This is a genomic window from Lentzea rhizosphaerae (genome assembly GCF_042649515.1).
GTDB classification, from domain to species: Bacteria; Actinomycetota; Actinomycetes; order Mycobacteriales; family Pseudonocardiaceae; genus Lentzea; species Lentzea aerocolonigenes.
In genome coordinates, this window is the sequence record NZ_JBHRZI010000017.1 from 169,650 (window position 1) to 183,880 (window position 14,231).

Genomic DNA, 14,231 nt, shown 5'->3' on the forward strand with positions numbered 1-14,231 from the left:
GTTCCGGTGTTCCTTCGGTGTCGACCGTAAAGACCTGCGCTTCGTCGTCGGGCAAACTTACCCACAGGTAACGGTTAACGGAACTGTGAGCTGTTCGCAGTGGTGAGCGGGAGCAAGCGATGATCTTCGCCAGGCTGGTGCGCGGCTGGTTGCGCCTCGCCTGCCTGCTCACGCGCTCCCGTCGGGAGTTACACGCGCTGGAGCAGCGGAAACCTCTCGAGCTGAGCAGACTCGGCGCGCGTGAGGATGCCGACCTCGATCGGGTCCTCGACGTGCGAGGAGAGCGAGTCCACGACCGACAGCACCGCGGCGACGGCCACCACGACGCCCGCCGCCACCAGCAGGATGCTGCGAGTGACGCCACACGGCTGACGCGCAGTACCCGGTGGACTCTCGCTGAGCACCGGCCGCAAGGCCGGCGCGAACAGACCGAAGTCGGCCGCGTCTCTGCGGCAGCCCTCGCACCCGGTTAGGTGCCGGGAGAAGATCACGTGCTCCGCAGGCTCCAGGACCCCGAGCGCATACGCCGCGACATCACCGCACGGCCCATCCGGGCTCGTGCGGTTTTCGCCGTTTGTCCACTCCTGCTCGTACTCGTGATGTGGTTGACGAGTCACCATCACGCTAGCTCCTGTCCTGCAGCGCCCGACGGATCGTGTGCATCGCCTTGTACAGCCGGGACTTGACGGTTCCTTCCGGGACTCCGAGAACGATCGCGGCCTCCTTCACCGTTCGTCCCATGACATACGTTTCGTAAATGGCCGACCTGTGCTCGTCACTCAATTGGCGTACTACATCGGTAATGACCATCACCGAAAGTGTCTGTTCCGTGTCGTCCGGAGATTCGGCGATGTCCGGTCGCAGCAATTCCACTTCCTGCGGGCGCGCCTGACGGCTGCGCCATCCGTCGATCACAATGCGACGAGCCACAGTACAAAGCCATCCGCGCAACATCCCCGGTTCACGAACAAGATGTGCGGAGTTCTGCCAAGCCCTGATCAACGTCTCCTGAACGACATCTTCAGTCCACTGGCGGTCGTAGTTGGTCAGGCACAGAACTTGCGAGAACAACATCCGCTGGAACTGCCCGTAGAGGAGAGTGAGCAATTCCTCGTCCTGCTGGACTTCCGCGACCTTGCCCTGATCACCCATGAAGCTTGCGACCTCCCCAGATATCGGCGACGTGTTCGCTTCGGGCGGCAGGCCTAGCGACTCGGTGGCCGAGCGTGGAATCTATCGCATCCTACATCGTGAACACGAAATCCTCTCGGGTACGTAAATCAAGTCCAAATGGTTCGCATGTTGTTGTGTGATGCACGTCACATCCATATGTGCGCATGCGGGTGAACCCTGACCTCACCTGCGCGTATCACCTTTGAAGGCAGCTCGATCGCGGGGAGGAACGGGCACTATGCGTCACCGGTTGGGCACGCTGGGGCAGCACGCAGCGCTGTTTACCGCCCTGTCTGTCGCATTTCTTGGGGTCGTCATCGGAGCGATCCCCGCAAATGCGCAGTCCACCGAAGTACAACCATCCGATCGCTCTTTCATGGTTTCTCTGCGCCAGGCGAACTCATGGCTCGTTCCGGTGAGCAAAGAAGTCCCGGCACGCACCACGAATGCAGCGATCAACAACGCGGGACGGGACATTCTCGAAGGACACACCAGGCTCGACGTCGATCTGCTCAAATCCGCCAGCGATCTCGGAGTGGTACTGCCGAACGACGTGAGCAGTGAACACCAGTCACTCATCAACGAGATGGCCGCACGCACCGGAGACAACCACGACCGCGCCTACGCGACGATCGTCCGGCAGGCGCAGGGCGGGCTCCTCGTGATGGCCACGCAAACACGCGCGACAACGCAGAACACCGCAATTCGCACAGTCGCCCACCAAACGGTGCAAATGCTGGTCCGCACGATGACGCTTCTCGAGAACACCGGACTCGTCGACCCTTCGGCGCTCGAATTGGTGACCGCCAAGGCACAGGTGAACGCCGTCCGCATCATCGGTCAGAAAGTCGAGCCGTCGGACCGGGAATTGCTCGTTCTGCTCGCTCAGCATTCGCTTTGGCAGAAACCGGCCAGCCGCGAAAGCTCCGACCGGGCACGCGACGCGAAGGTCCGCAAGGTCGCCGGCCAGCTAGCCGCCGAGCAGACTCAGCTGGCGCAGGCGGTAGCCGACGCGGCGAAGCAGCTCGGCGTGGATCTCCCGGCCGAACCGACGACCGAGCAGAAGTCGTGGGCGAACGCGATCTCATCGAGCTCGGGCGACGAGCTCGACCGGATGTACGCGAACCTGTCCCGCGCCGCTGACGGCTCACTCATCGTCCAGGTCGCCCAGGCCCGCGCGACGACCAAGAGCGCCCCTGCCCGCGTCGCCGCGCAAACCGGCCTGACCCTCATGCTCAAGCACATGCTGCTGCTGGAGGGCACCGGCCTGGTGAAGTCGAACTCGCTGCAGATGACCGACATCCCGGCGATCACCCAGCAGAAGCCCAACAGCAGCCCGTCCACCCAACCCGACGACTCGCCGATGAGCATCGGCTTCCTCACCGGCATCGCCGTCCTGGTGGTCGCCGGCGCGGGCACGCTGTGGCTCGTCCGAGCAGTCGGCCACCGAGGCGAACACCGCCGCTAGCAGCGCCCCACTGATATATCGGCTGCCGCCCTCGCCGACCGATGTATCACCGCCCGGCAGGCCCTCCGCCAGCCAGCCGGGCCCCTGCTCACCCCTTAGCAATGACTCTTTTGACGACGAAGTCCAAAGAGTCATTGCTAAGGGGCAGGTCAGCGCAGTACCGGGTTGACATAACTAAGGTGAACGGCGGCGGTGCGGCGGCGTGACGCCGACGTTCGAGCTGATATATAGATCTTGGGGTTGAACCGCTGAGATCACGTACGAGGCAAGTTCAGGGCTGTGTCCACCAGCTCGACGACGTGCGCCTCGGTCGGGTCGACCGCCTCCCACTTGTCGACGAGCCGGTCGATCACGGCGGCCGGCACCGGTTCCGGGCGCGCGCTGTTGCGAGCGTGGATCACGTTCTTCGGTGCCTCGAGCCCGACCAGGGTGACCCGTGCGCGGTAGTCCGCGGCGAGCCCGATGCACCGCTCGCGCAGCTGCCGGGAGATGTTGGTCGCGTTCCAGACGAACCGCTCCCCCGCCCTCAGCAACGTCCGCGCCTCCTCGAAGGCCGCGGCCGCCACCGCACGTTGATCACCGTCGGGCGCGATGCCGAGGCGCGAGCGCACCGCGTCCAGGCTCACCACCGGCCAGCCCGGACGGTGCGTGGCGATCCAGTGGTCCTTGCCGACGCCGGGCAGGCCCGACAACACCGTCACGTCGAGGCGCGTGTCGTCGTAGGCCGCGTAGCCGGGGTCGCGACCGGGTGTGCGGAAGTACTGGAACCGCGCGTGGCTGGACGGGAACTCACGTGGCCGGTCCAGGCAGTCGCGTTCGCGGCAGTACTCCTCGAACAACGCGATGTTCTCCAGCACCGACTCGGTGTCGCCGCAGATCCGGCCGAGGATGTCGGCGCGCGCCAGGGTCGCGAGGTCGTCGTTGCGCGCGAGAAGGCTCACCCGGAACGCGATGCGGTCGAGGTCCGGCCGCTCCAGCGCCCAGAACGGCACCTGGTGGTGCCGTACCAGCGCGGCGACGTGCTCGCGCCAGGCGATCGGGCGTCCCATCTCCCACAGCACCTTGCGCGTTAGAAGGTCTCCCGCGCGTGAATGGCCGTGCGCGGTGATGCGGCCGTCTTCGATCTGCGTGCGGAACGGCTTCGCCACGTCGTGCAGCAGCACCGTCGCGAACAGCTGCACCCGGTCCGCTTCCGGCCTGGTCCGCCACTCCGGCAGTGACACGAGGGCCTCGCAGGCCATCCGCGTGTGCGTGGCGACGTCGCCCTCCGCGTGGTGCACCGGATCCTGCGGCACGCCTTCCAGTGCACGGATCCACGGGAACGCCGAGCGCACGGCGTCCCAGTCAAGCGTCCACTGAGGACCAGTTGGGCAGAGCGACTCAAACACCGGGAACCACCACCCGGTTCGGCAGGATCGGGCGGTCCTGCCAGTGGCTGCCCGAGTCCAGCACTGCGGTGACGAACGTCGGTCGCACCCACTTGTAGCGCTCGACCGTGCACCCGTCCTCCTCCACCTTGATGTAGAGGCCTTCCATGTCGTCGTCCGAATCCGTTTCCGCGACAACGGCCTCCGGGTCCTGCCCTGCCGCGCGAGCCGCTTCCACCAACACGTCTCGCCACTCCGGTGTGCGGCACGTGGACGGGCCGATCAGCGCGGTCAGGTCCTTCACCCTCCGCAACGGTCCTTCGTGCAGCACCGGCACGGACACCACCGGCGTGCCGGACAGCATCCGGCGGCGTTCCGGTGTGGACAGGAACTCGCCGGTCTCGCGGTCGAGCAGATCGAACTCGCAGAAGTGGTGTGGCAGCGCGTCGTAGAACACGGTGTGCTTGGCGTAGAGCCATTCCCCGTAGAGGACGTACCGCGTGCCGAGCCTCTCCCACAGCACACCCTGATGCGTCGCGGCCCACGCCTTCAAGAGCGCGAACTGCCGCTCGCGAGGTCCGCCGGTGAGGAAATGGCCGCGTGACTGCAACTTCAGCACGCCGCCGGAGTCGAAGCTGATGCCCGCGTTGGCACCGTCGAGCTTCTCCTCGACGACGAGGTGCCGTCCCGCGATCGCGCGGAACGGCACCTGGTCGAGGTCCTCGTCGCCCGGCTGCAGGCGCGAGCCCTCGAGGTGGGGCGTTCGCGGGTACTTGCGCAACATGCCCCGATTTGTAACCCGTCCGAGCGCCCGCTCGCGAACGGTTTACGCCTGACCGACGAACGCCGCCTTGTCGGAGTTGAAGCTCGGCTCGAACACCAGCTGCATCTCACCGGGTTGCGCGCCGACCGAGTACACGACCTCGTAGGTGTAGGTCTTGCCCGGCAGCACGGTCGTGTTGTCGACCGTGCTGCCGCAGCCACCACCGACGCCGTCGAACACCTTCGAGGCCTTCTGCCCGTTGAACTGCGCGTCGTTGCCGAGCGACAGCAGCGCAGTCTCGAACGCGGCGCTCGTGCCGTTGGTGATGGTGACCTTGAACTTCACCGCGCGCACGATGCCCGACGGTGCCGCATGCTGGCCGGGCGTGCACGCGACGGGCTCGGCGACGTCGACCGAGAGACCATTGGCCCACGTGTAGCGCTTGCCCCAAGTCGAGGTTTCCCCGGCGGGCTTCCGAACCTCGCTGGTGCCCGCGCTGCCGTCGACGATCTTGTCGAGCTCCGCGACGGCGGACTGCTGCGCCAGCACCGTGAAGGCGATCGCCGCGACACAAAGCGCGACGCCGACGAGCGCCAGGATCTTGCGCGTGCCGAACAGCGCTATGACGCCGAGCACGAGACCGACGAACGCCGCGATGGCGGTGAGGTTGTTGAAGATGATGACCGGCGAGCCGACGACACCGACGATCCCGAGGATCAACGCGGTCCAGGCGAGCGCACCGAACCGCGCGGGCTTCTGCGGTGCGATCGGAGGAGGGGCGTAGGCGGGTTGCGTCGGGTAGGTCATCAGGGCTCCTGGCGGGTTGCGATGTGTGACCACGACGTCGATTGGTCCGCTTCACCCGTTAGCGCTGCACCCCGGCCGTCACTCGATCGAGCTACCACCGACCTGTCAGCCGACTTCCGAAGGTAGCGAGACGGCTACGATCCGTACAGGCTTGGCGTTGGATGCCATCCCTGAAAGGAACCCTGCACATGGCACGACGACTCGTCGGAACCCTGCTCGCGGCGATCGCCGCACTCGGTGTGACGACGGCACCCGCACAGGCCGCCGTCGACTACACCGGCATCGTGGCGCTCAACAACTGCTCGGGCTCACTGGTTCGCTTGCCGAGCTCGGCACCCGCGGACAAAGCGCTCGTGCTCACGAACGGGCACTGCGTCGAACTCATGAAGCCCGGCCAGGTGATCGTCAACCGGTCGGTGACGCGCAGCTTCAGCCTGCTCAACGGCTCCGGCTCGAAGATCGCGACCCTGACCGGCACCAAGCTCGTCTACGCGACGATGACCGGCACCGACGCCGCGCTCTACCAGCTCAACAAGACCTACGGCGAGATCCAGCAGCAGCACGGAAGCCGCGCACTGGAGCTGTCGGCTTCGCATCCCGTGGCCAGGACGGAGATCCGCGTCGTCTCCGGCTACTGGAAGCGGATCTACTCGTGCCAGATCGACGGCTTCGTCAACACTCTCAAGGAAGCCGACTGGACCTGGCGCGACTCGCTGCGCTACACGTCGTCGTGCAACACCATCGGCGGGACCTCGGGTTCGCCGATCATCGACAGCGTGAGCGGCAAGGTCGTCGGCGTCAACAACACCGGCAACGAAAGCGGCGGCCGCTGCACGATGAACAACCCGTGCGAGGTCGACGCCGCCGGCAACGTCACGGTCCGCAAGGGCATCAACTACGGCCAGCAGACGTTCGACTTCGTCTCCTGCTTCGGTTCCGGCACGACGCTGAACCTGTCGCTGCCGGGCTGCAAGGTCGCGAAGCCCTGACGACGTGAAGGAAGCCGGGACGCCCCTGCCCGCGTCCCGGCTTCCTCGTCTTCCACTACCTCGCGGCGCGCACGATCAGGTCGGCCACGATCTCCGGCTGGGACACCGCCACCGAGTGCGAGGCGTCCGGCGCTTCGACGACCGCACGGGCGTTGGCGCGCTCGGCCATCCACTTCTGCGCAGCGATCGGGATGTTCTTGTCCTTGCCCGCCACCACGAAGTACGACGGGATGGCGTGCCACGCGGGGTCGCCGGCCTTCTCGGTCAGCGCGGTGTCGTTGACCGGCCGCTGGGTGGCCGCCGCCAGCGTCGCGTCCTTGCGGGAGACGTCGGCCGCGAACTGCTGCCAGTACTTGTCCTGCTGGATCACGAGGTCCTTGCTGCCGTCATCGATGTCGATGGTCGACAGGGTGTCGCCGAGGGTGCTGCCCGCGAACTTGTTCGACAGGTCGAGCGCGCTCTCGCCCTTCTCCGGCGCGAACGCCGCAACGTAGACGAGCGACTTCACGTTCGGGTTCCCGAGGGCGGCCTCGGACTGGACCATGCCGCCGTAGGAGTGCCCGGCGAGGACGATCGGCCCGTCGATCGAGGCGAGGACCTTGCGCAGGTAGCTCGCGTCACCTGTGAGCGACCGCAGCGGGTTCGCCACCGCGACGACCGGGAATCCCTTGCGCTGTAGGCGTTCTACGACACCGTTCCAGCTCGATGCGTCCGCGAACGCGCCGTGCACCAGCACGATCGTCGGCTTCTTCGCACCGTGCTTGTCGTCCGAGGCGCCGGCACCAGACGGAACAACAGCAGCCAGCGCCAGCAGGGTTCCAAAAAGGGCGAACACCTTACGAACTCGCATTGCTCTCTCACTCTCTCGTCAGGCACCGACTGGTGCATCGCGCTCGATTAGGTCGTGCACGATGCAAGTTACCCGACGAGATACCTCGCACGCGATGTGTTTCAGGCCACTAGCGCTCGGCGCCGTGCTTCACGCGGTGGAGTGCCTTGCGCAGGACGGCGATCTCGTCGTTGGTCATGCCGAGTGCCGTGCCGAGCTGGTTGGTCATCTCGGCGCCGATCCACTGCAGGTCACGGCCCTTGTCGGTGAGCTGGACGAGCACGGAACGCTCGTCGTCGGGGTGCGTGACGCGCACCAGGAGCCCGCTCTTCTCCAGCCGTTTGATCAACGGCGACAGGGTGCTGTACTCGAGGTCGAGTTCGCGGACGAGCTCCCGGATCGGCCTCGAGTCCCGCTCCCAGAGCAGCAACATCACCAGGAACTGCGGGTAGGTGATGCCCGCCTTGTCCAGGATCGGGCGGTAGAAGCCGGTGACCGCCCGCGACGTCGTGTAGAGGTCGAAGCACAGCAGGTCGGCGACCGTGGGAGTACCGGCGGACGGCGCGTCGGGAGTGGTGCTCACGACTTTCAGGCTACTCGGGGCGAACCGCCCAAGTGGTGATGATCCGTCACGGGGCGTCGCCGGGCCACGGAAGCACGGTGAGTCCGGGCCACTGTTCGCACCATCGTTGAGTCTTCGCCTCGTAGACGCCGCGCGGAGCGAGCACGGGATTGGGGCGGACGACGAGATTGAACACGTCGGCCAGGCCGTGCGGTGCGTAGATGCGCCACCGGTCGTCGTCGTCGACGCGGATGCCGAGACAACAGGTGGTGGCCGCGAACGAGTCGATGGCCGCTTCGGTCGAGGTGTACGGCGCGCAGGGAACGCCGAAGTGGTCCTCGTACCAGAGGTGAACGCGGGCCTCGTTGCGGATCTCGACGGCCGCGGGCAGGCCGTGGAAGGCGCGCTCGCCTGCCTGGATGACCGCGTTCTCCGCGTCCCAGCCGAGGTTGGAGTCGTCGAAGTAGAACAGGTCGTAGTCCCTGATGCCCTCGGTCGGAGGTCGACCGGTCACCACGTTCCACACGGTCTGGAACACGCACCCGGCGGTCAGGTACCAGCCGGGAAGGTCGAGCTTCACAGCACGCGCCAAGACCTCCATCAGCAGCTCATTGCGCGCGAGGGTCGCCCGGAACGCGGCGATCTGCTCGTCCAGCGGGAGGCGGCCGAACAACATGGGCAACAACGGTTTCACGACCGAAGCCCATCGACAACCCAAGCCCCACCACCAGCCACACGCAGTACGCCGCGACCACGCGCCACCCGCAACACGCCGACCTGTTCACCCCTCAAGAGCCGGCCGAACCGCATGCCCGACACCGGCTCCACGACCAGGGCTCATCCAGAGCCGAAGCCTCGTCACCGGCCGCGCGCAACTCGTCGCGCGCGAGGATCACCCAGAACGCTGCGGCCTGCTCGTCCAGCGGGAGGCGGCCGAACAACATGGGCAACAACGGTTTCACGACCGAAGCCCATCGACAACCCAAGCCCCACCACCAGCCACGCACAGGACCTCGCGACCACGCGCTGACCGCAACACGCCGACCTGTTCATCCCTCAAGAGCCGGCCGAACCGCATGCCCGACACCGGCTCTACGACCAGGGCTCATCCAGAGCCGAAGCCTCGTCACCGGCCGCGCGCAACTCGTCGCGGACCACGCGGTACGCGAGCCCTTCCGCGTAACCCTTGCGCGCCAACGCCCCCACGAGACGACGGATCTTCGCCGTCTCGTCCACACCGGACATCGTGCGCAGCCGTTTGCGGACCAGCTCGCGCGCCTTCTCCTCCTCGGCCTCGCCGTCGACCGCGGCGACCGCCTCGGCCACCAGCTCGTCCGCGACGCCCTTGCGGCGCAGCTCCATGGCCAGGGCGCGGCGGCCCAGGCCGTTGTAGTTGTGCCGCGACTGCACCCACATCTCGGCGAACTGGGCGTCGTCGATCAGGCCGGCGCGGTCGAACTTGCCGAGCACGGACTCCGCCACGCCGGGACTGATTCCCTTGCGCAGCAACGCCTCGTTCAGCTCGTGCCGGGAACGGGCGCGGGCGGTGAGCAGCGCGTAACAGATGTCCCGTGCTTTGCGCTGCTCCTCAGCCTCGTCCAAACCTCACGACCTCTTAGAACTCGACGGGCGCGGCGGGAGCCGTCTCGTCGGCGTCGAGCGTGGCGCCGATGCCGAGCTTGTCCTTGATGCGCTTCTCGACCTCGTTCGCGATGTCCGGGTTGTCCAGCAGGAACTTGCGGGCGTTCTCCTTGCCCTGACCCAACTGGTCGCCCTCGTAGGTGTACCAGGCACCGGACTTGCGCAGGATGCCCTGGTCGACGCCCATGTCGATGAGCGAGCCCTCGCGGCTGATGCCCTTGCCGTAGAGGATGTCGAACTCGGCCTGCTTGAACGGCGGCGCGACCTTGTTCTTCACGACCTTGACCCTGGTGCGGTTGCCGACGGGCTCGCCGCCGTCCTTCAGGGTCTCGATGCGGCGCACGTCCAGACGCACGGAGGCGTAGAACTTCAGCGCCTTACCACCGGTCGTGGTCTCCGGGGAGCCGAACATCACGCCGATCTTCTCGCGCAGCTGGTTGATGAAGATCGCGGTGGTGTTGGACGCGTTGAGCGCACCGGTGATCTTGCGCAGCGCCTGGCTCATCAGGCGGGCCTGCAGACCGACGTGGTTGTCGCCCATCTCGCCCTCGATCTCGGCGCGCGGCACGAGGGCGGCGACCGAGTCGATGACCAGGATGTCGAGCGCGCCGGAGCGGACCAGCATGTCCGCGATCTCCAGCGCCTGCTCACCGGTGTCGGGCTGCGACACCAGCAGCGCGTCGGTGTCGACGCCCAGCTTCTTCGCGTACTCGGGGTCGAGCGCGTGCTCCGCGTCGATGAACGCGGCGATGCCCCCGTTGCGCTGCGCGTTCGCGACCGCGTGCAGCGCGACGGTGGTCTTACCGGACGACTCCGGACCGTAGATCTCGACGACACGACCCTTGGGCAGACCACCGATGCCGAGAGCCACGTCCAGCGCGATCGCACCGGTCGGGATGACCTCGATCGGGGCGCGGCCCTCTTCGCCGAGGCGCATCACGGAGCCCTTGCCGAACTGCTTGTCGATCTGCGCCAGGGCCAGCTCGAGCGCCTTGTCCCGGTCGGGTGCTGCGGGTGCCATCTTGGGTCCACCTTTTGTCGTCTGCCGTTGCTTCGTCATGTTGGACCTGACGCTACTGGCGGGGTCTGACAATTTTGCGAAGCCGGGGTCGGAGCCACTCTAGCCGAACACGTGTTCGAGCACACGCGACACTCCGAACGGCCAGCTCAGCGACGATTTTCAGGAACTTCGAACGCGTCGCAGACCGCCAGCCAGACTTCTTTGGCGCCGATTCCGGCCTCCAGCGCCTGGTCGGCGGTGCGTCCTCCCAGCGACGACAGCACGTGGTCGTGGGCGATCATCTCGGCCCTGACCTGGCCGAACTCCCCTGCCATGAGTTTGCGGAACATGGTGATGCGCACCCGCAGACCCTAACCAACGGTCCTGCGCAGCGACGCGAAGAGGCACACGACCAGCAGCGGCAGCGCGGTGAACCCGACGATCAGACCGAGGGCCGCGTACGACCACGCCGTCACGACGATCCCGGACACAGCGCCACCCACGGCGCCGCCGACGTTCATCACCAGGTCGGACAGTCCCTGCGCGGCCGGCCTGTCCTCCACCCGCACGGACTCCGTCAGCAGCGCCGACCCCGACACCAGTCCCGCCGACCAGCCGAACCCGAGCAGCGTCAGTCCCGCGGCGAGCTGCGGGGCGTCGTGCGACGGCGCCATCCCCGCGACCCCGGCCGCCGCCACCACCAGCGACGCGCCGATCGCGAGCACCGGCACGCGGCCCAGCCGGTCCGCCATCCACCCGAACAACGGGCTCGCGGCGTACATCGCGGCGACGTGCAGGCTGATCACGACGCCGACCACGCGCAACGACGACCCCGCGTGGTTCATGTGCACCGGTGTCATCGACATCAGCCCGACCATCGCGGTGTGGCACAACATCACTCCAACGAGTGCAAGTCGTGCCATCGGCCCGAGCGACCCCCAGATCCGCAGACCACCGGGAGCACCCCCACCGGAACAGTGCGGAGATTCAACCGGTCGGGTGCTTTTCACGACGACCAGCGGGTCCGGCCGCAGTCCCAGCTGGATCACCAGCACGGCGACCCCGAGCACCGCGGCCGCCAGCAGGAACGGCCCCACGCCCACCGGCAGGCCCAGCGAGGCGGCCACCTGTCCGGCGGGATCGGCGAGGTTCGGACCGATGATCGCGCCGATCATGGCCGCCCACACCACACGGGAGAGTTCGCGCGCACGGCGTTGTGGATCCGCCAGATCCGTTGCGGCATAACGAGCCGCATAGTTCGCACTGGAAGCCCCTCCGAACAGAAGGAGCCCCACCAACAACAACTGCCACGAACCCAGTCCCACGGCGACAGCGGCGACTAACGCGCCGAACGCGCCCATGCCGTAGCCGAGGATGAGCGCGGGACGACGCCCACGCCGTTGCGCGAGACGGGCTCCGGGCAGGGCGAGCAGCGCGGCACCGGCGACGGCCGCGGTCTGCGCGAGGCCTCCCACGGCGTCGGAGCCGGACAGCGACGCGGCGATCAACGTGCTGATCGCGAGGCCGATCGTCACCGACGCGGCCCCCAGGACCTGGGTACCGGTCAGCACGCGAACGACCTTGCGCTGCACGCGTTCGACCTGCGGCGCGACGGTCACCATGATCGCGATGGTGGCACGCTTCGAAGGCGCGCCGACAGGTCCATCAGGGGTGGTTACTCACCCGGTTGAACGGACTTCTCGAAGAAATCGGCCATTTCGTCCGGCTTGAGCTCGTCGGCGTTCTCCTCGGCGGTCTTGGTGAGGATGCCGAACATGGGGCGTCCCTTGGCCGTGAACACCAGCACGCCGGTACCGCTGGACGTGGCCGCGCGGTAGTTGCCCTCCAGGCCGTTGCCGGTCCAGTCGGCTTCGACGCGGTCGGTCTGGAACGACTTCGCGATGGCCTCGGCGTTGTTCTCGGCGCCGGTGACGCTGTCGGTGAGGATGTACTGGACCGCGTAGCCGTCGCGGATCGTGCAGCTCACGACCGTGCCCTTGATCTCCTCCATGCCGGTGATCTGCGCGGAGTCGGCCTTCTCGCAGCCACCGCCGTCCGGCACGTGGCCCGCGAGCTGGCGCAGGCACTTCGTGAAGCCCTGACCGTCCTGCGAGGTGTCGTTCTTGCACTCGTCCGCACTGGGCAGATCGGGTCCGGACAGCGCGAACACCGCGCCGACGACCACGGCCACCGCCACGACCGCGCCGCCGATGCCGAGGAGGACCTTCTTGTTGTCCTTCTTCGGCGCCTGCTGCTGCGGGAAGTTCATCGGGTAGCTGCCGCTGACGTTCGGGTTCACCGCGAACGGCCCGGACACCGGGTAGGTGCCGCTCGCGGAGTACGACCCGCTCACGTTCGGGTTCGGGTACGGGCCGCTGATCACGGGGTTCGGACCGCTGACGTTCGGGTTCACCGGGTGCGGCCCGGTCACGGCGGGGCTGACCGGCGCGGTGACGACCGTGGGCGGCTCGACGAACTTGGGCTTGTCGTCCTCGGCCTTGAGCGTGATCGTCGCCCGGTCCACGACCTGCGCGCCGGACGCGACGATCGTCTCCGGGTGGTCGGGGTTGGTCGGGACGATGCCGACCTTCTCCGCGATGACCTGCGCGACCAGCGGCATCCGGCAGGAGCCGCCGACGAGGTAGACGTGCTCGGGCGTGACGCCGGCCTTGCGAACGGTGGAGATGAGGAGCTCGGCGCTGCGGATCAGGCTCGGCCGGATCAACGCCTCCAGCTCGCCGCGCGTGACGACGACCTTCTCGAACGGCTCCGGCATCAGCACCTCGACCTGGGGCAGCTCGGAGAGGTCCTCCTTCGCGAGCCGCAGCTCCTCGCGCAGGCCGAGGCGGGCGCGGTGGTCGTCGATGGTGGCCGGGCGCAGCAACCGCTGCCAGCCGGCCGGGTCCTTGTGCGAGACGCTGCGGCCGATGTGTTCCAGCAGCGCCTGGTCGATGTCGAGTCCGCCGACGTCGCTGAGGCTGCCGTCGGCGAGGATGCGGTGCTCGGCGTCGAGCACGGAGACGTCGAACGTGTCGGCGCCGAAGTCGTAGACCGCGAGCGGGCGGCCGCCGCCGAGCGAGGCCACCGCGATGGCCTCCGGCACGGGCACCAGGTCACCGGTCATGCCCGCGAGCCTCGCCGAGGACAGCAGCTTGTTGCGCCTGCTCGGACCCCACTCCGCGGGGTGCGTCAGGCGGATCTCGTCGAGCTGCGCACCCTGCAACAACGGCGTGACGGCTTCCATCACGCGCGCGTAGATCGCCGCGAGGGCGTCGTTGACCGGCAGGTTCTGCTCGCCGAGTTTGATCGTCGCCTTGTCGATGTGGCGCTTGGGGTTCGCCTCGTAGCGCGACGGGTCCTGGCGCGACCGCCGCTCCGCCTCCCTGCCGACGCGCAGGGTGCCGTCCTCGTCGAGGTAGACGGAGGAGGGCATGGTCGGCCCTCCGTCCACATCCACCACACCGTGGTCGGACAGCACCGCAACCGTGTTGGCGGTGCCCAGGTCGACGGACAGGACGCGCACCGTGCTCCCCTCGCAGGACGTACTCGGGTGATCGTGCCACAGCGGGCTTCGGCGGGTGCTCGGACCTGCGCAATCAGAAATTGTCAGACCCGCTTGTCATGATGGTCGC

At 67.3% G+C, this 14,231-nt stretch carries 15 protein-coding genes; 2 read left to right on the top strand and 13 right to left on the bottom strand.

Annotated elements, in window-relative coordinates; all coding sequences use genetic code 11:
* Positions 1 to 188 precede the first annotated feature (188 nt).
* Together ACFOWZ_RS22345 and ACFOWZ_RS22350 are read right to left on the bottom strand one after the other, a co-directional pair.
* Positions 189 to 620: a zf-HC2 domain-containing protein gene (locus ACFOWZ_RS22345; RefSeq protein WP_382375836.1), complete on the bottom strand. Its 432-nt coding sequence runs from the start codon at positions 618 to 620 to the stop codon at positions 189 to 191.
* A 4-nt stretch (positions 621 to 624) separates the two neighbouring features.
* Entirely contained in the window at positions 625 to 1,152 is a 528-nt protein-coding gene (locus tag ACFOWZ_RS22350) for a sigma-70 family RNA polymerase sigma factor (protein ID WP_382375459.1), read from the bottom strand.
* A 259-nt stretch (positions 1,153 to 1,411) separates the two neighbouring features.
* On the opposite strand from ACFOWZ_RS22350, the gene ACFOWZ_RS22355 reads away from it, so the two are divergent.
* A complete protein-coding gene (locus ACFOWZ_RS22355; protein WP_382375461.1) occupies positions 1,412 to 2,641 on the top strand; it encodes a DUF4142 domain-containing protein in 1,230 nt (409 codons plus the stop codon).
* Between the two features lie 254 nt (positions 2,642 to 2,895).
* Here the strand turns inward: ACFOWZ_RS22355 and ACFOWZ_RS22360 are convergent, their stop codons facing one another.
* From ACFOWZ_RS22360 to ACFOWZ_RS22370, 3 genes are read right to left on the bottom strand one after another with little or no spacing between them, the layout of a single operon-like run.
* Positions 2,896 to 3,975, bottom strand: coding sequence for an AAA family ATPase (locus tag ACFOWZ_RS22360; protein ID WP_382375463.1), 1,080 nt, complete (start codon positions 3,973 to 3,975; stop codon positions 2,896 to 2,898).
* 46 nt (positions 3,976 to 4,021) lie between these two features.
* On the bottom strand, positions 4,022 to 4,792 hold the full coding sequence (locus tag ACFOWZ_RS22365; protein WP_382375464.1) for an RNA ligase family protein: 771 nt from the start codon (positions 4,790 to 4,792) through the stop codon (positions 4,022 to 4,024).
* A gap of 42 nt (positions 4,793 to 4,834) precedes the next feature.
* Positions 4,835 to 5,578: a hypothetical protein gene (locus ACFOWZ_RS22370; protein WP_382375466.1), complete on the bottom strand. Its 744-nt coding sequence runs from the start codon at positions 5,576 to 5,578 to the stop codon at positions 4,835 to 4,837.
* A 188-nt stretch (positions 5,579 to 5,766) separates the two neighbouring features.
* Between ACFOWZ_RS22370 and ACFOWZ_RS22375 the strand changes: the two genes are divergently transcribed.
* A complete protein-coding gene (locus ACFOWZ_RS22375; RefSeq protein ID WP_382375468.1) occupies positions 5,767 to 6,567 on the top strand; it encodes a S1 family peptidase in 801 nt (266 codons plus the stop codon).
* 55 nt (positions 6,568 to 6,622) lie between these two features.
* Here the strand turns inward: ACFOWZ_RS22375 and ACFOWZ_RS22380 are convergent, their stop codons facing one another.
* From ACFOWZ_RS22380 to ACFOWZ_RS22415, 8 genes are all read right to left on the bottom strand, one after another.
* On the bottom strand, positions 6,623 to 7,417 hold the full coding sequence (locus ACFOWZ_RS22380; protein WP_382375470.1) for an alpha/beta fold hydrolase: 795 nt from the start codon (positions 7,415 to 7,417) through the stop codon (positions 6,623 to 6,625).
* Between the two features lie 109 nt (positions 7,418 to 7,526).
* Positions 7,527 to 7,979, bottom strand: coding sequence for a MarR family winged helix-turn-helix transcriptional regulator (locus ACFOWZ_RS22385; RefSeq protein WP_382375472.1), 453 nt, complete (start codon positions 7,977 to 7,979; stop codon positions 7,527 to 7,529).
* A gap of 46 nt (positions 7,980 to 8,025) precedes the next feature.
* A complete protein-coding gene (locus ACFOWZ_RS22390) occupies positions 8,026 to 8,652 on the bottom strand; it encodes a nucleotidyltransferase family protein (RefSeq protein ID WP_382375474.1) in 627 nt (208 codons plus the stop codon).
* 398 nt (positions 8,653 to 9,050) lie between these two features.
* Complete coding sequence (locus tag ACFOWZ_RS22395) at positions 9,051 to 9,560, bottom strand: regulatory protein RecX (protein ID WP_030464967.1); 510 nt, start codon at positions 9,558 to 9,560, stop codon at positions 9,051 to 9,053.
* A 13-nt stretch (positions 9,561 to 9,573) separates the two neighbouring features.
* Positions 9,574 to 10,620, bottom strand: coding sequence for a recombinase RecA (gene recA / locus ACFOWZ_RS22400; protein ID WP_030464968.1), 1,047 nt, complete (start codon positions 10,618 to 10,620; stop codon positions 9,574 to 9,576).
* Positions 10,621 to 10,766: 146 nt separating this feature from the next.
* Positions 10,767 to 10,961 carry a DUF3046 domain-containing protein gene (locus ACFOWZ_RS22405; protein WP_030464969.1) on the bottom strand — a complete coding sequence of 65 codons (195 nt, stop codon included), beginning with the start codon at positions 10,959 to 10,961 and terminating at the stop codon, positions 10,767 to 10,769.
* Positions 10,962 to 10,970: 9 nt separating this feature from the next.
* Positions 10,971 to 12,221, bottom strand: coding sequence for an MFS transporter (locus ACFOWZ_RS22410; RefSeq protein WP_382375477.1), 1,251 nt, complete (start codon positions 12,219 to 12,221; stop codon positions 10,971 to 10,973).
* Between the two features lie 53 nt (positions 12,222 to 12,274).
* Positions 12,275 to 14,122 (bottom strand): Hsp70 family protein, encoded by a 1,848-nt coding sequence (locus ACFOWZ_RS22415; RefSeq protein ID WP_382375479.1) that lies wholly within the window; start codon positions 14,120 to 14,122, stop codon positions 12,275 to 12,277.
* Between the last annotated feature and the right edge of the window lie 109 nt (positions 14,123 to 14,231).

Bases quoted from the DNA above. Each gene is read 5' to 3' on its own strand.
- ACFOWZ_RS22345 (WP_382375836.1), bottom strand. From the start codon at position 620: ATGGTGACTCGTCAACCACATCACGAGTACGAGCAGGAGTGGACAAAC.
- ACFOWZ_RS22350 (WP_382375459.1), bottom strand. From the start codon at position 1,152: ATGGGTGATCAGGGCAAGGTCGCGGAAGTCCAGCAGGACGAGGAATTG.
- ACFOWZ_RS22355 (WP_382375461.1), top strand. From the start codon at position 1,412: ATGCGTCACCGGTTGGGCACGCTGGGGCAGCACGCAGCGCTGTTTACC.
- ACFOWZ_RS22365 (WP_382375464.1), bottom strand. From the start codon at position 4,792: ATGTTGCGCAAGTACCCGCGAACGCCCCACCTCGAGGGCTCGCGCCTG.
- ACFOWZ_RS22370 (WP_382375466.1), bottom strand. From the start codon at position 5,578: ATGACCTACCCGACGCAACCCGCCTACGCCCCTCCTCCGATCGCACCG.
- ACFOWZ_RS22375 (WP_382375468.1), top strand. From the start codon at position 5,767: ATGGCACGACGACTCGTCGGAACCCTGCTCGCGGCGATCGCCGCACTC.
- ACFOWZ_RS22380 (WP_382375470.1), bottom strand. From the start codon at position 7,417: ATGCGAGTTCGTAAGGTGTTCGCCCTTTTTGGAACCCTGCTGGCGCTG.
- recA (WP_030464968.1), bottom strand. From the start codon at position 10,620: ATGGCACCCGCAGCACCCGACCGGGACAAGGCGCTCGAGCTGGCCCTG.
- ACFOWZ_RS22410 (WP_382375477.1), bottom strand. From the start codon at position 12,221: ATGGTGACCGTCGCGCCGCAGGTCGAACGCGTGCAGCGCAAGGTCGTT.